Source organism: Savagea serpentis, assembly GCF_015351395.1.
GTDB classification, from domain to species: Bacteria; Bacillota; Bacilli; order Bacillales_A; family Planococcaceae; genus Savagea; species Savagea serpentis.
This window is the reverse complement of record NZ_JADKPV010000001.1, coordinates 915276-929689: the sequence shown is the minus strand read 5'-3', so window position 1 is coordinate 929689 and position 14414 is coordinate 915276. Positions and strand designations below refer to the sequence as shown.

17 protein-coding genes are annotated in these 14414 nt (G+C 42.6%); 8 read left to right on the top strand and 9 right to left on the bottom strand.

All coding sequences use genetic code 11. The annotated features are described in order from the left end of the window. Nucleotides 1-27 precede the first annotated feature (27 nt). From IRY55_RS04835 to IRY55_RS04825, 3 genes are read left to right on the top strand one after another with little or no spacing between them, the layout of a single operon-like run. Nucleotides 28-528, top strand: a complete 501-nt coding sequence (locus tag IRY55_RS04835) for a TRAP transporter small permease (RefSeq protein WP_194562111.1) — start codon at nt 28-30, stop codon at nt 526-528. After that, nucleotides 525-1796, top strand: a complete 1272-nt coding sequence (locus IRY55_RS04830) for a TRAP transporter large permease (protein WP_194562110.1) — start codon at nt 525-527, stop codon at nt 1794-1796. Before IRY55_RS04835 ends, IRY55_RS04830 begins: the two co-directional genes overlap by 4 nt. A gap of 12 nt (nt 1797-1808) precedes the next feature. Then, the gene (locus tag IRY55_RS04825; protein ID WP_235961014.1) at nt 1809-2771 is read left to right on the top strand and encodes a C-terminal binding protein; all 963 of its coding nucleotides are present in this window, start codon (nt 1809-1811) and stop codon (nt 2769-2771) included. Between the two features lie 372 nt (nt 2772-3143). Here IRY55_RS04825 and IRY55_RS04820 read toward each other — a convergent pair whose 3' ends face one another. Continuing rightward, a complete protein-coding gene (locus tag IRY55_RS04820; RefSeq protein ID WP_194562109.1) occupies nt 3144-4433 on the bottom strand; it encodes a glutamine synthetase family protein in 1290 nt (429 codons plus the stop codon). A gap of 134 nt (nt 4434-4567) precedes the next feature. On the opposite strand from IRY55_RS04820, the gene IRY55_RS04815 reads away from it, so the two are divergent. After that, complete coding sequence (locus IRY55_RS04815; RefSeq protein ID WP_194562108.1) at nt 4568-4996, top strand: MarR family winged helix-turn-helix transcriptional regulator; 429 nt, start codon at nt 4568-4570, stop codon at nt 4994-4996. Beyond that, nucleotides 4993-6174, top strand: coding sequence for an MFS transporter (locus tag IRY55_RS04810; protein WP_194562107.1), 1182 nt, complete (start codon nt 4993-4995; stop codon nt 6172-6174). Before IRY55_RS04815 ends, IRY55_RS04810 begins: the two co-directional genes overlap by 4 nt. Before the next feature lie 42 nt (nt 6175-6216). Here the strand turns inward: IRY55_RS04810 and IRY55_RS04805 are convergent, their stop codons facing one another. After that, nucleotides 6217-7083, bottom strand: a complete 867-nt coding sequence (locus IRY55_RS04805; protein WP_194562391.1) for a YitT family protein — start codon at nt 7081-7083, stop codon at nt 6217-6219. Between the two features lie 137 nt (nt 7084-7220). Here IRY55_RS04805 and IRY55_RS04800 point away from each other — a divergent pair, with 137 nt between their 5' ends. Continuing rightward, the gene (locus tag IRY55_RS04800; protein ID WP_194562106.1) at nt 7221-8693 is read left to right on the top strand and encodes an APC family permease; all 1473 of its coding nucleotides are present in this window, start codon (nt 7221-7223) and stop codon (nt 8691-8693) included. Nucleotides 8694-8743: 50 nt separating this feature from the next. Here IRY55_RS04800 and IRY55_RS04795 read toward each other — a convergent pair whose 3' ends face one another. The 7 genes from IRY55_RS04795 to IRY55_RS04765 are packed head-to-tail and all read right to left on the bottom strand — an operon-like array spanning nt 8744 to nt 12075. Further along, the gene (locus IRY55_RS04795; RefSeq protein ID WP_194562105.1) at nt 8744-9466 is read right to left on the bottom strand and encodes a hypothetical protein; all 723 of its coding nucleotides are present in this window, start codon (nt 9464-9466) and stop codon (nt 8744-8746) included. A 27-nt stretch (nt 9467-9493) separates the two neighbouring features. Next, nucleotides 9494-9895: a hypothetical protein gene (locus IRY55_RS04790; RefSeq protein WP_194562104.1), complete on the bottom strand. Its 402-nt coding sequence runs from the start codon at nt 9893-9895 to the stop codon at nt 9494-9496. Between the two features lie 57 nt (nt 9896-9952). Then, the gene (locus tag IRY55_RS04785; RefSeq protein WP_194562103.1) at nt 9953-10120 is read right to left on the bottom strand and encodes a hypothetical protein; all 168 of its coding nucleotides are present in this window, start codon (nt 10118-10120) and stop codon (nt 9953-9955) included. Further along, nucleotides 10117-10737, bottom strand: a complete 621-nt coding sequence (locus IRY55_RS04780; protein ID WP_194562102.1) for an ABC-2 transporter permease — start codon at nt 10735-10737, stop codon at nt 10117-10119. The genes IRY55_RS04785 and IRY55_RS04780 overlap by 4 nt, the downstream gene beginning before the upstream one ends. After that, nucleotides 10734-11558, bottom strand: coding sequence for an ABC transporter ATP-binding protein (locus IRY55_RS04775; protein ID WP_194562101.1), 825 nt, complete (start codon nt 11556-11558; stop codon nt 10734-10736). The genes IRY55_RS04780 and IRY55_RS04775 overlap by 4 nt, the downstream gene beginning before the upstream one ends. After that, on the bottom strand, nt 11555-11698 hold the full coding sequence (locus IRY55_RS04770; protein ID WP_194562100.1) for a hypothetical protein: 144 nt from the start codon (nt 11696-11698) through the stop codon (nt 11555-11557). The genes IRY55_RS04775 and IRY55_RS04770 overlap by 4 nt, the downstream gene beginning before the upstream one ends. Next, a complete protein-coding gene (locus IRY55_RS04765; protein ID WP_194562099.1) occupies nt 11695-12075 on the bottom strand; it encodes a GntR family transcriptional regulator in 381 nt (126 codons plus the stop codon). Before IRY55_RS04765 ends, IRY55_RS04770 begins: the two co-directional genes overlap by 4 nt. A 306-nt stretch (nt 12076-12381) precedes the next feature. Between IRY55_RS04765 and IRY55_RS04760 the strand changes: the two genes are divergently transcribed. Then, the gene (locus tag IRY55_RS04760; RefSeq protein ID WP_194562098.1) at nt 12382-13344 is read left to right on the top strand and encodes a hypothetical protein; all 963 of its coding nucleotides are present in this window, start codon (nt 12382-12384) and stop codon (nt 13342-13344) included. Beyond that, complete coding sequence (locus IRY55_RS04755) at nt 13338-14384, top strand: hypothetical protein (protein WP_194562097.1); 1047 nt, start codon at nt 13338-13340, stop codon at nt 14382-14384. The genes IRY55_RS04760 and IRY55_RS04755 overlap by 7 nt, the downstream gene beginning before the upstream one ends. Nucleotides 14385-14414: the final 30 nt, after the last annotated feature.

Here is a 14414-nt window from a genome sequence, read left to right as displayed (position 1 = left end):
TCGCTTTCGTTATAGGAGGATTATGCGATGAAAAAAATAGTTTCCTTCCTTGATATGTTTGAGAAAGTGATGATCACATTATTTATGTCAATCATGGTCGTCTTAATTTTTACGCAAGTATTTACACGTTTTGTGTTAAATGATGCGGCAACGTGGACGGAAGAAGCTTCTCGTTACTTATTTATTTGGTTAATCTTTTTATCGATCGGTGTGGCGTTCGTTGAAAAGAAACATATTAGCATTGATATCGTGATGGACCGCTTGCCGAAAGTAGCGCAAGTCGTCTTACAACAAATCGTGTACATCATGTTAATCGGTTTATCGATTTTCTTCCTTATGCAAGGAATTGAACTCGTTGACAATATGATGACGTTCAATCAAAAGTCTTCTATTTTACAAGTGCCGATGTGGGCGGTATATGCTTCTTTACCTGTTGGATTTTTGTTTGCTGTTTTGCGTTTAATTCAAGCTTCGATTCGTTTATATGTGACGGATGAAGAAGAGAAAGAAGGGAGCGAGACGTTATGAGTACAGGAATTGTATTGTTCGGATCTTTAATTATTTTATTACTATTGTCTGTACCTGTCGGGTTCGCTCTTCTTTTAGCAAGTTTAGCGACGATCGTTTTGACAGATATCGCATTACCTTTTAGTTTAATGACGCAAGTGCTCATTACAGCGAATGATTCCTTTCCTTTAATGGCGATTCCTTTCTTCATATTAGCCGGTGTGCTCATGGGAAAAGGGGGCGTCTCCGAACGTTTATTAGATATTGCGAGTTCGTTCGTCGGGCATTATCGTGGAGGATTCGCGGTCGCTACCGTCTTAACGGCGATGTTTTTCTCAGCGATTTCAGGATCAGGTCCAGCGACGGTCGCAGCGATTGGAACGATTATGATTCCAGCGATGACGAAGCGAGGATATAATAAATCATTCGCTACAGCGCTCGTCGCGGCAGCGGGTACGATCGGAATCGTCATTCCGCCGAGCATTCCGCTCGTCATTTACGGCGTTTCAGCAAGCGCTTCAATCGGTGACCTTTTCGTAGCAGGAATTATTCCAGGTATTTTGATGGGTCTCGCTTTAATTATTTGGTCGGTCGTTCATGCGAGACGTGAAAATTACGCTGTCGAAAAGAAAGCGACGTGGAAAGAAAGACTGCATGCACTCAATCGTGGGAAAGGTGCATTGTTCATGCCCGTCGTCATTTTAGGTGGGATTTACGGAAGTATTTTCACACCGACAGAAGCAGCGGTCATTGCCGTCGTGTACGGGTTAATTTTAAGCTTATTCGTCTATCGCGAAATGTCGATAAAAGAAACGATTCGCGTCATTTATGATTCATCGATTACGACAGGAACGATTATGTTAATCGTCGCAGCGGCAGCTGTATTTGGACGCATTTTAGCGCTCGAACAAATTCCGAACGCTGTTGCCCAATCGATTACAGACATTACGACGAATCCGTTACTTTTTTTACTTATCGTGAACGTTTTGTTAATCATTATCGGCACATTTATGGAAACGATCGCGGCCGTTATTATTTTAACGCCGATTTTATTGCCACTCACTGTGGAGATGGGTATCGATCCCGTTCATTTCGGAATCATTATGATCGTTAACTTAAGCTTAGGGTTTATTACACCGCCACTCGGTCTTAATTTATTTGTGGCGTCGAGCATTTCAGAATTGAAAATCGAAACGTTGAGTAAAGCGATTATTCCAGCCTTTTTAGTGCTCGTGTTAACGTTACTACTCATCACATATATTCCAGCGTTGTCACTTATTTTACTTTAGGAGGAATGTCTTTTGTTTAAGGTCACTTTAGTCGATCATGAATGGGAAGATACACAATTAGAAGAGCGCATGTTTGAAGAAGCAGGGCTCGAATTTCAAATTTTGCAAAGTCGTGAAAAAGAACGCATTATTGAAGCGGCAAAAACGAGCGATGCATTGCTTATTTTATATGCGGATATCGATGAAGACATTTTAAAAGAAGCGCAAGAGGCAGGGCGTTTGCAAATTGTTTCTCGCTACGGTATCGGCATCAATATGGTAGATGTTGCAGCTGCCAAAGCGTGTGGGATTGATGTCGCGAATGTGAATGACTACTGTATCGATGAAGTGAGTGATCATTCGCTCGCCTTTATTTTAGCAGCAGCACGTCGTATTATTCCTTATTATAACGACACGCGTGCAGGCCATTGGGATTTTAAAGTAGCGGATTTACCGATTCGCAGTTCGAAGGCGACAGTCGGTTTGCTCGGATTTGGAAAAATCCCGCGTCGCCTCGCTGAAAAATTAAATGCGATCGGTTACAATGTGATGGCTTACGATCCATTTGTAAGCGAAGAAGATATGCGCGCTGTCGATGTCGAAAAAGCGACGGTGGAAGAAATTATCGCAGAAAGTGATTTTATTTCTGTGCACGTGCCATTAATTGAAGCGACGCACCATTTATTGAATCGTGAAGCTTTCCAAGCGATGAAATCAAATGCTTACATTATTAATACAGCGCGCGGTCCGATCATCGATGAAGAAGCGATGATTGAAGCGTTGCAAAATGGAGAAATTGCGGGGGCTTATTTAGATGTGACGGAAACAGAACCACTCCCAGCCAATAGCCCGCTTCGCACATTGCCGAATGTCGTCTTATCTCCTCATGCGGCATGGTATTCAGAGGATGCTTTTTTCGAAATTCGCTACAAAGCGATTCAAAATATTATTGAGAAAAGCGAAGGAAAAACACCGACGTATTTAATTCATTCGTAAATGAGAACGATGAGCGATGCAATCAGAACAAGCACTACTAAAACTTCTTTCGTGAATGAAAAGAAGGTCAACATGAGTGATAGCAAATCGAAAACGTATGAAATCAAAGGAAAACTTTTGGTTTCATACGTTTTTTATGTTGTTCACAATAGATGGACTTTTTCGAAAAAATGTCATAATGAAAATCACGTCAAATATTAAATAGCAAGGCGCTACTTTTAATTAACATAAAAATGATAATACTAAATGAGTGTAATTTGAAATAGATAGAAGAAAATGTTTGTTGTTCTAAGAAAGAATATAATCTTTTCCGAGCATATAGCGTCCAGTTCGTGGACCGTCTGAAAATAGCGCTCGGGCTATGGATTCCTCCTAATAGTTCCGATACATCGCACGTTCCCAGTCATGAACCATCGTGCGGTATTCATCCCATTCTTGGCGTTTCAATCGAAGATAAGCAGTATGAATCGATTCGCCGAGTGCTTCTTTCATCAATTCACTTTTTTCGAGAGCGATGAGCGCATGGTCTAAGTCGCTCGGTAATGTGTGAATGTCACTCGCTTCACGTTCTTCCGGTGTCATATGAAAAATATTCGCATCGACTCGATGAGTGGCCAGTGCTTTTTTCTCAATGCCCGCAAGTCCTGCCGCTAAAATGACGGTCATTGCGAGGTATGGATTAGCCATCGGGTCAACAGAACGGACCTCAATACGTGTTCCGAGACCACGACTCGCTGGAATTCGGATGAGTGCTGTACGATTGGACGTGCTCCACGCGATATAACTTGGTGCTTCAAAGCCTGGGACGAGTCGTTTGTATGAGTTGACGGTCGGGTTCGTAATCGCGGAAAAATCATACACATGTTCTAACACGCCTCCGATAAATTGGTACGCAATATCGCTTAAACCTTCCTTGCTTTTTTCATCGTAAAACATATTGTCGCCCTCTTTAAAAAGAGAAACATTCGCATGCATTCCTGAACCGTTCATGCCGTAAAATGGTTTTGCCATAAATGTCGCTTCCAAGTCATACTTTGCTGCCACTCTTTTGACGACCGTTTTGAACAATTGAAGACGGTCGCACGTTGTGAGTGCGTCGCTATATTGGAAATCGACTTCATGTTGTCCAGGAGCGACTTCATGATGGCTTGCTTCAATTCGGAATCCGAGTTTTTGAAGGGAGAGTGTAATTTCGCGTCGACATATTTCTCCTTTGTCGAAAGGTGCGAGGTCGAAATAGTCTGCATCGTCATGACGAGATCCGTCTTTTTCTAATAAGAAAAACTCCGGTTCCGCTCCGAAGTTAAACGTATCGAAACCGAGCGATTCCATTTTCCGTAACATGCGTTTTAAATTGCTGCGTGGATCACCGATGAATGGTTCGCCATTTGGAAGAGCAATATCGCAAATAAATTGTCCGACACGATATGGCTCGCTTTCAATAATTGTCCAAGTTGACAAATCCGGTTTTAAGTACATATCACTCGCTTCGATGGAGGCAAATCCTTCAATAGAAGAACCGTCAAACATCATCTCGTTATCGAGCACTTTTTCATATTCAGAACTCGGAACTTCGATATGTTTCGGTCTGCCGAATAAATCAGCAAATTGTAATTGAATAAAATCGACCTCTCGTAATTTCGCGTGCATTGTTTCATTCATCTTTGATCACCTCTACTAAAATAAGATACATCTCTTTTCCTTTTTTTACTAAAGTTCAAACGTTATTTGCAAATAAAATGTTATTTGTGTAGAATTATATTATTACTTACCTAGGTAACTATAAGGAGAATGGCATGAAATCTATTATTAATCATGAATTAGTTCATTTACTTCATCAAAAGACGAGACTTTTGGAGAAAGAAGCGAATGCGACATTGAGTGAATATGAATTGTATAGCGCACAATGGGCGATCATTTACTGTTTGGCGACACAAGGCCCAATGGTGCAAGCGGAAATTGGGAAATATTTAAATGTTGAAGCGCCGACTGTAACGCGTACATTGCGGCGTATGGAAGAGAAGGATTGGATCCTTCGCGAAGAAGGGGAAGATAAGCGCGAACGTTTAGTGCGACTATCGCCGAGAGGAGAGTTAAAGTTACCCGAGATAAAACGCAGTATGCAACAAATGGAAGCGACATTATTACGCGATTTAAATCAAGCAGAAAAAGAGCAATTGTACCAGTTGCTAGGAAAGATAAAAGGAGACCGAGACACTGTATGACGAAGGAACAACCATCAACGAAAATATGGACGAAGGATTTCATTACGATATCCGTCGCTTATTTTTTTGTGTTTATTGTATTTTATGCATTATTAACAACTTTACCTTTATATGTAATTCACGAATTAGGGGAGTCTGAAGCCCGCGCAGGATTAGTTGTGACGAGTATGCTCGTGGCGGCCATTCTCGTGCGTCCTTTCGCACCAAAGTTGTTAGAAATTTTCGGAAAGAAAAAAGTTTTACTTCTCATGTTATTGCTATATACCATTACGATGGGGTTCTATTTATTAATTGACGATTTCATGCCATTGCTGGCGATTCGCTTTTTACACGGGATTTCATTCGCTGTCGTGACCACAGTGATGAGTGCAATTGCGGTTGACGTCATCCCGAAAGAGCGAAAGGGAGCAGGTATGGGGTATTTTGCGATGGCGATGAACTTAGCTGTCGTCATCGGTCCATTCATCGGCTTATTAATTGCCCAACAGTTATCGTTTCATATGCTATTTATTGTGTTGACAGCAGTGATGCTTATTAGTTTAGTGACGTCTCTGTTCTTAAATGTGGAAGAAAAAGAGCGAAAACAAACGGATTTTTCATTATCATTCCATGATTTAATTGAAGTGAAAGCATTACCTGTCGGAATATTAAGTGGACTTGTCGGTTTTGCGTATGCAAGTATTTTGTCATTCGTTCCGATTTATGCGGAAGAAATTGGTCTTGCGCATGTCGCGAGTTATTTCTTTTTAGTGTATGCAGGCCTGATGTTGTTGACGCGTCCATCACTCGGGCGCGCATTTGATGAAAAAGGTCCGAGGGCTGTACTCATTCCTTGTTTAGGATTATTTGCATTCGGCTTAATGTTACTCGGATTCACGACGACGGGAATTGTTTTATTAGTGAGCGCTGCTTTGATCGGAATCGGTTACGGAACATTGCTTCCTGGGTTTCAAACGATGGCGATTCAAAGTACGAGTCACGAGCGTAGTGGCCACGCGATTGCGACATTTTTCATTTTCTTCGATATCGGCATTTCATTCGGTGCGTATACGTGGGGAGTGATCGTCGATCGTTCTGGATTTGAAACGATGTACTTCATCGGCAGTGCGCTCGTCGTAGTGACTATTTTTGTTTATTTAGCATTGGATGCTCGCATGCGTAGAAAAGTAAAAATATAAAAAAGCGGTAAAAGTAGAGACTCGCTCTACTTTTACCGTTTTTTAATGGATGGCTGATTTAAATTTTGAGCCATACGTTTCTTGTGTGTCCATGACGGTTGTGAACGCATCTGGATCTGTTGTACGAATAATTTCTTTTAATTTGGAAAGTTCCAGTCTCGTAATGACGACATAAATGACATCGGTCTCGACATTTGCGTATCCGCCGCGACCGTGCAATTTCGTCACGCTTCGGCCGAGCCGTTCATTGATTGTTTCTGCGAGTTCTTCCGACTTGTCCGAAACGAGTAAAATCGCTTTCGTATCATCTAGCCCTTGAATGACGGCGTCAATTGCTTTTGAGGCGATATAATATGTTAAAATCGAAAACATTGCCTGTTCCCAGCCAAGCACAAAACCTGCCCAACTGAAAATGAAAATATTGAAGAACATGACGAATTCTCCGACAGAGTACGGGATGCGACGCGTCAGTAAAATGCCTAAAATCTCCGTTCCGTCCAACGCGCCGCCATTTCGAATGACGAGCCCGACACCGATTCCGAGCATAAGTCCACCGAATACGGTAGCGAGAAGAGGTTCTGTCGTAATCGGATCCATTCCTTTAATCGTTGCTTCGATAATCGCTAATAAGACGATGGCGATACTAGATGAGATAAAAAAGTTTTTGCCGATATGTTTATATCCTGCGAATAAAAAAGGTAAGTTTAAAATTAAAATTAAAATCCCAAACGGAATTCCTGTCATAATGTTTAAAATTAAGCCAATCCCGATAATGCCGCCATCAATGATACTATTCGGTACTAAAAACAGCTCAATCGCGCCTGCTGCTAGCCCTGCCCCTAATGTGATAAAAAATAGTCTAAAAATAAAATGTCTCGCTGTTTCTGTTTCGTGTTGCTTCTTCACGATGTCCACCTACAATTCCAATAAGATACTTTATATATTACCGAAGTCGCGCAGTAGAAAACACCTTTTTGTAAAAAAACGTTTTATTTTGTGAGAGGAGGGAATCGATGAGACATTAGGTAAGAGAAAGGGAGTTTTGTATGGATATACAGCCAAAGGACAAAGAACAACAACGAAGGAAGTTAAAGAAAACGCTCTCTCCAGCGTCTGTCTTCGCCATTGCACTCGGGTCTAGTGTCGGTTGGGGAGCGTTCATTTTACCGGGAGACTGGATTCAAGAAGCGGGACCGATCGGCGCGATGATTGGACTATTTATCGGAGCACTTCTCATGATGGTCATCGCGTCGAGTTACGGCGTGATGATTAAGAAGTTCCCTGTTTCCGGAGGGGGATTCACGTATGCGTATATCGCAGCAGGTAAGGTGTGGGCATACATAGCAGGATGGTTTTTATCGCTCGGATATATTTCCATCGTCGCATTAAACGCCTCTGCGTTTTCATTACTTTTAAAATTTATCGCTCCCCAGTTTATGGAGCAAGGCTATTTATATACGATTGCCGATTGGGACATTTTCATTCCTGAAGTAATCATTTCATCTGCACTTATTTTAATTTTTGCGATTTTAAATACGACAGGGACAGAAATCTCTGGAAAACTGCAATTTTATTTCAGTATTCTCCTCGTGTTAGGCGTTGTTATTTTAGGTGGCGTGACATTTGGACTCGCGGACAACCCGATTGAAAATATGAAGCCATTTTTCAAAGAGAATCAATCCATGTTCGTGTCTATCATGCTCATTTTATCGATCGCTCCGTGGGCTTATGTCGGATTCGATAATGTTCCGCAAGCAGCGGAAGAATTTAATTTCAAACCGAAAATCGCGACATGGCTCATCGTCGGTTCACTATTATCTTCTTTCCTCATTTACGCAGTGATGATCGGCATTACATCATGGTCGTTTGCTGATACGTCAGCACTTGGTGGGAATTTATGGCTGACAGGAGATATTATTAATGCCATCATGGGGAAAACAGGCGTCATCGTGTTAGCGATTGCGATTATGATGGGGATTTTCACAGGATTAAACGGCTTTTATATGTCGTCGAGCCGTCTCATTTTCTCGATGGCGCGCGCTCGTGCGTTACCGAACTTTTTCCGTACATTGACGAAAAAGTCTAAAGTGCCCGTATGGGGAGTATGGTTCGTCACATTAATTACACTCCCGACACCTTGGTTCGGTCGTCAAGCATTGACATGGATCGTCGATATGAGTTCGACCGGTGTATCGGTCGCTTACTTTTTCGCTTCCCTCGCAGCCTTTAAAGTGCTCGCGTGGAAACAAGAAGCACGTGGCTTAGAAGTCGCACCGTTTCAAAAGTTATTAGCGCTCATCGGAATGATTTCGAGCTTAGCCTTTTTAGCGCTTTTACTTTTACCATTTTCACCAGCTTCATTAACGACACCAAGTTACATTTTACTCGGCTTATGGATTTTATTAGGCATCGTCTTTTACGTGGCGATTCGCAAACGGTACAATAGTTTATCAGGAAAAGAAACGGAATATTATATTTTAGGAAAATCATTAAAAGAAGAAATTGAAAACAGTAATTAAATGAAAAAACCCGCATGAAATCAATAATCATTGATTCCATGCGGGTTTTTTTATTGTTGTTCGATGCTTTCTAATTCACTGTCGACGATAAATGGATTGTTTTTGTCTTCCGTTTCCATTACGTCATGGTGTTTAATTAATCCGATGCCGACTTTGTAATAATAATCGCTCGTCAATTCTTCGTTGACGACTTGCATATGAATGACGTCTTCATACGTTTCTGTATCTGTTTTCAACGTCATGCTTGGGTCGATGATTGTCCACGTTGCATCGTCAATCGTGAACGTATCTCCTTTTTTCGCATCTTCACGGTAAACGACGACACGTTCTTCACTCGCATCGAGTCGTTCGACCGTCGGTAAAATATAATCGCCCATTTCACCTGTTTCGGTTTCTTCAAATTCTGTCATCTCACGCAATACGCGAATGAGGTCACCGTCTTCTAATGTATATACGGTCGTAACGACAGAGCCTCCATTCGATTCCACAAGTGCGACATAATGTTCACCGATGTGACGTACTTGTATGTCTAATTCCGCAAACTCACTACCGACCCCGCGGTAGTGCAAGTGCGAGCCATCCGGTGCGAAATATTGTTGAACCGTTTCGACCGTCATGTTTGGTGTTTCAACTTCTGTTGGAGTTTCCTGTTCTGTTTCGGCAGGTTGTTCCACAGGGGGTGTTGTATGATCTTTCGGTTCATCCTCATTGCTACATGCAGCGAGCGCAAATGCAGCAAGCCCGATACTTGTAATGAATTTCCATTTCTTCATCTAATCATCCTTTCTTTCTTACAAATATCATACCCGATTAGACGGAACGTATGCAGAGAAAGTTTGTTTTATTGAGAAAAAGCAGTAGAGTGAAGCGGCCACTGCGCCACATAGTGCGAGGCGAAAAGACGGAATGAACGACGCATGCCGAATCCATTCATACAGATGAGCGAGCCCGATGCCACACAGCGTATAACAAGGAAAACGAATCAAGCGTGAATGGATAAACGCATCGATGAATGGTGCGAGACAAAATCCGAAAAGTAAAAAGAGCGGTAAAATAAAAAATAAACTGTATGTAAAATAAAGAGCAAAACTAAAGAAATAACTCGTTACCGAATCACGTGATTCTAAAAATAACATCGCAATGCTGAGCAAGCTTACAAATGTTGCAAAACTAAGCGCAGTCACTCTTCCATAAGCGCGCATAAAAATCCCTCCTTTCCTCTAAACAAGACGAAAGGAGGAAGAGAATGTTGCCGGTCTTTATTTCTTTTTTAGCTGTAAGTAAAAGCTGTATCCTCCGATGAATAACAGGGTAAGTGTTGCGATAGGGTACACGATAGAACGCATTGTCGCGATTTGAGGGAATCGCTCGACGAGAAGGACGAGAAGTAATGTACTCATAATGAGGAATACGAAAATACGCTTCATCGTTTCGTTCCGATCGTCTCGGTGCGGAAATGACGCTTCGTCATCCAGTATGAAAGACTATAAAGTAATAGTCCCACCACACTAATGATTACAGCAGCATTCCATAAGCTTGGCGACGTGCTGAATAGAACAGGAGAATCTGTTTTTGACCCTGCCATCATAATGACCGCTGATCCGATGTACAAGCTCGCGAATATGAGAATGGCACGATTCGTTGAAAAGCGTAAAAAGAGCCAAAGCACGACACTCATCGTTATTAATGTAATTCCCCACCAAATGAGCATGATTGCAGGATTTGGAAGTTCTTGAAACGCTCGAACATTGTAAGTGACGACGAGTGCCCCGTACATCGCGATGGCGAAGCTCGTCAGGTTGACGAAGTGAGCGAGAAAGCGAGCTGTCATCCATTCATCGCGTGACATTGGTAAACTTAATTCGAGCTCGATCGTCTTCGATTGGCGTTCGGTTATCACTTGATAAATAATCGCCCCCGTCATAAAAAAGGTGAGCGGCAATAAAATGCCATATTCCACAAAGTAGACGAGAAAACTACAAATGATGAGAAGCGGGATGACGTATTTCCAATACATCCATTCTTTATACAATGCGAGTCTCATTCGCTCACCTCCGTTAAAAAGTATAAAACATCTTCCAAACGAGCACGTTCGATGTACAAGTTTTCAGGGATGACCATGATTGTTCGGTCGATTAAAGCGGTCGCTTGATTGTTGTGCGATTCCATCGGTACACCGAGCGCTCGTACAGCATCGACCGGACCTTTCACGAGCACAAAACGCTCTTCTAACTCATCAGTCGGTAAGAAAAATCGCACATTCCCTTGATCGATACATAAAATATAATCGGCGAATTGTTCTAAGTCGGATGTAATATGTGTTGAAAAAAGCAATGTTCGATTTTCGCGTGCGGCCATCCAATCGCGCAATTGATGAATGAACGTACGACGAAATACAGGGTCGAGTCCAGATGTCGGTTCATCCATGATGAGCACATCGGGTTCATGAGAGAGCGCGAGTGCAATTTGGGCTTTCATTCTCGTCCCTTTCGACAATTGATGAATCGCTTGTCGTTCATTTAACCCGTACGCATCGAGCAACTGTGTATACAGCTGGGGTTGCCACGTCGGATAAGCGCGTTCATACAATTTGCGCACCGCTTTTAACTTCGTATTTTTCCAATGATGAAAATCATCATAGATGAATCCGATTTTTTCTTTTTGTTGTTGATCGAGTAGTGCGCCGTTCCATAGTACTTGTCCTGTCGTCGGTCGGTATAAGTCCATCATCGTTTTAATGAACGTCGTTTTCCCTGAACCGTTCCGCCCGATACATCCAATCACGTAGCCTTTCGGAATGGTGAGGGAAATATTTTTCATTTGAAAATGTTTAAATTGTAAAGATACTTCTTGAAATTCAATCATTGTTGGACGCCTCCTTTTTGAATGAGACTAAAGACGATGAGCAGGGCGAGTGCTACCGAAAAATAGCCGACTTCGTTTTGTATAATGCCGATCACAGAAATCGGAATCGTAGTTAGTAAGCCGAATCGAACGAGTTTCATGATTTTTCCTCCTCTATATAAATGCGTAACATGTCGAGCATTTCTTCATTGGATAGTCCAAGTGCTCGTCCTTCTTGAATGAGCGCTTCGCATTTTTGTTCGAATGCGAGGCGGAGCCATTCTGTTTTGACATTGTTCGTCTGTGCTTGAACGAAGCTTCCGCGTCCGTGGACAGAGTAGATCAAGCCTTCTTTTTCTAACTCTTCATACGCCCGCTTCGTCGTAATGACGCTCACTTCTAACTGTTTCGCTAAATTCCGAATCGATGGTAGTTGCTCGTCTGCTTGTAACGTACCGTCTGCAATTTGTCGTTTCATCTGTTCGACAATTTGCGCATAGAGCGGTGTCGGGTCTTGTGGAGAAATGATAATCGTCATCGTACACCTCCTTTTAAATTAAACTGTATATACTGTATATGTACACTATATACTCACATATACACACTGTCAATAAAAAATAATTGTTTCATATGGGAAACATTTCGGGTATACTGAAGATACGAACGAGAACGGAAGGAGATGAGAAGAATATGACAGTATTCATTTTAGCGGTGACGACGATGCTTACAGCCGTTCTCATCCTGAAAGCAAACGAACAAAAAAATCGCGCACGCGGATATAAAAATTAATGAAAATGCCCTCATTCGTTAAGGATCGGGGGCATTTTTTTAAGGAGCGTTACAGATGACATGGCAATCGTTAATTTTGAAAGAAGAAGGAAAAATCGAACAGCAATTACCATACATCCATTACATCGTACAAGATGAAGTTGTCGCGACACGTACTATGAACAATGGAGAAACGTATCGTATACAACAATATGCACCGGTTGGAAAAGCAGTTTCAGAAGAGGAAATGTGGCGCGCAGTCGCTCAATTAGGTGCGCTCATTCCCGCTCACTATACGTACGAGCGAGTACAGCGAGCAGACGACGGGGCGTGGGATATTTTTTATTACCGGGAAGAGCGAGGACACATCATCGATATTGATGGCATTACTTGTACAATTCGACGAGATGGACTCATGGAACAGTTCGAGCGAGAAGTATTTGTAGAGCTCGACTTCTCAGAGCCAGAAGAGCGTCCAAAGGATGTGTTGAACGAAGCGCTTCAACATAAGAGAATGTGCCTTCAATTAGCTCGTCCAACTCTTGGAGGGAAGATCCGTTACGTTTACACGATTGAACACAATGAAGGAGAAGAGCGATTACAAGAGAGAATCGATGAAACGAGACGTGAAGTTTGCGAGACGTTAGCGACTTGCCAGTCACTCATTCCGCATAGTGAGTGGCGTGTTCATTTTATTTCGGAAGAAGATGCTGAGACGACTGTATTTGTGGAACGATTGTGTGACGGTCAATCGACGAATCGCTTTGTCGAAGCAAAGTGGGAACGAAATCGTCTTCTCTCTCTTCATATCGACCCGCTTTTGTACGAATCGTGGGAAGAGGTAGAACTTGCGCAATGGAGTGAAGAAGAAGCGTTTCAAAAATGGAAAGCGTCATTGCGCGTGAAAGAGACGTGGGCATGGACGACACCGCGAACGCGTGCGTATTATGTCGACGTGCCGACAGCGATTGATGCGGTAACGGGAGAAGTTTATTTCTCTTCTTCTATTTTACGAGAAGGGAGACGAGATCAATGTTGACGAAACTTGCGCATCTATTACGAGCGACATGTGAAGACGGGATAGTGAAGAAGGATGGAGAGGAAATCGGCATTTATGAATACCGAGAAGATGCGCCGTATCCACTCCTTTATTATATGGCGACGACTGATGTGCCGATGCAAGAGCAGCTAGATCGTGAGACGCTCGAACGACGAGGTCGCGAGTCGCTCATGCATTTATACGGGGACTACGTGACGACTTCGACAGACGTGACGAGCGTGCGAGTGGACGACCAATATTATGTGACGCTTCATTTCATGCATGAACAACAAAGGCTGGAGTCTTACGGATTCGGTATCGTTCTTCGTTTAGATGGCGTCATTGAAATGATCAGCGCTCCGAGTGTAGCGTATGAAATCGTTCCTTCTCACGTACACACGACACCAAAACAATTAGCGACTCGTGTTGCAGAAGCGACAAAATGGACGTTGCGCTGGTTGTACGTGTCGCAAAATGATTTTGTCGGAGGAGATGATGCGTATCATCTCGTGTATGACGTTTCTTACGGGATGCCCGTTGTAGAAATGAACGGCGAAGTACAAAATCCCGCTGTTTCCGAGTTAACGTCGGAAGAAGAACGATGGGGAGAGCTTACGATCGAATGGATTCGGACGCACATTCATGACGCAACTTTACGCGTCGAACACGTCCTCATCGAAGAAGAAATCGTTCACGTCCATGTATCCCGTACGTATAAACAGTTACCCGTTGGCGACTCTATGCTCGTGCAATGGAATCAACCTTTACAAAAAGTAGAAGAAGCGCATATGACACATGCTTTATACGATCCAATCGACGAATGTGCCGAACCGCTCGTCTCATTAGAAGATGTGAAAGCAAAGTGGCGAGAAGATTTGCGCTATGAGTACGTATGGTTTCCGACGGAAGAAGTGGAAAAAGAGGGGCAAATCGTTCAACAATTTGAACAAAGTTTCATTCAACTGAATCCTCCTCATACTGGAAATATTCAAGCGTATGATGCTAAAACAGGAGCGGTTATTCGTTATAAGCTTAATTAGAAAAATAGGAAGAAAACGAGCGATTGAAAA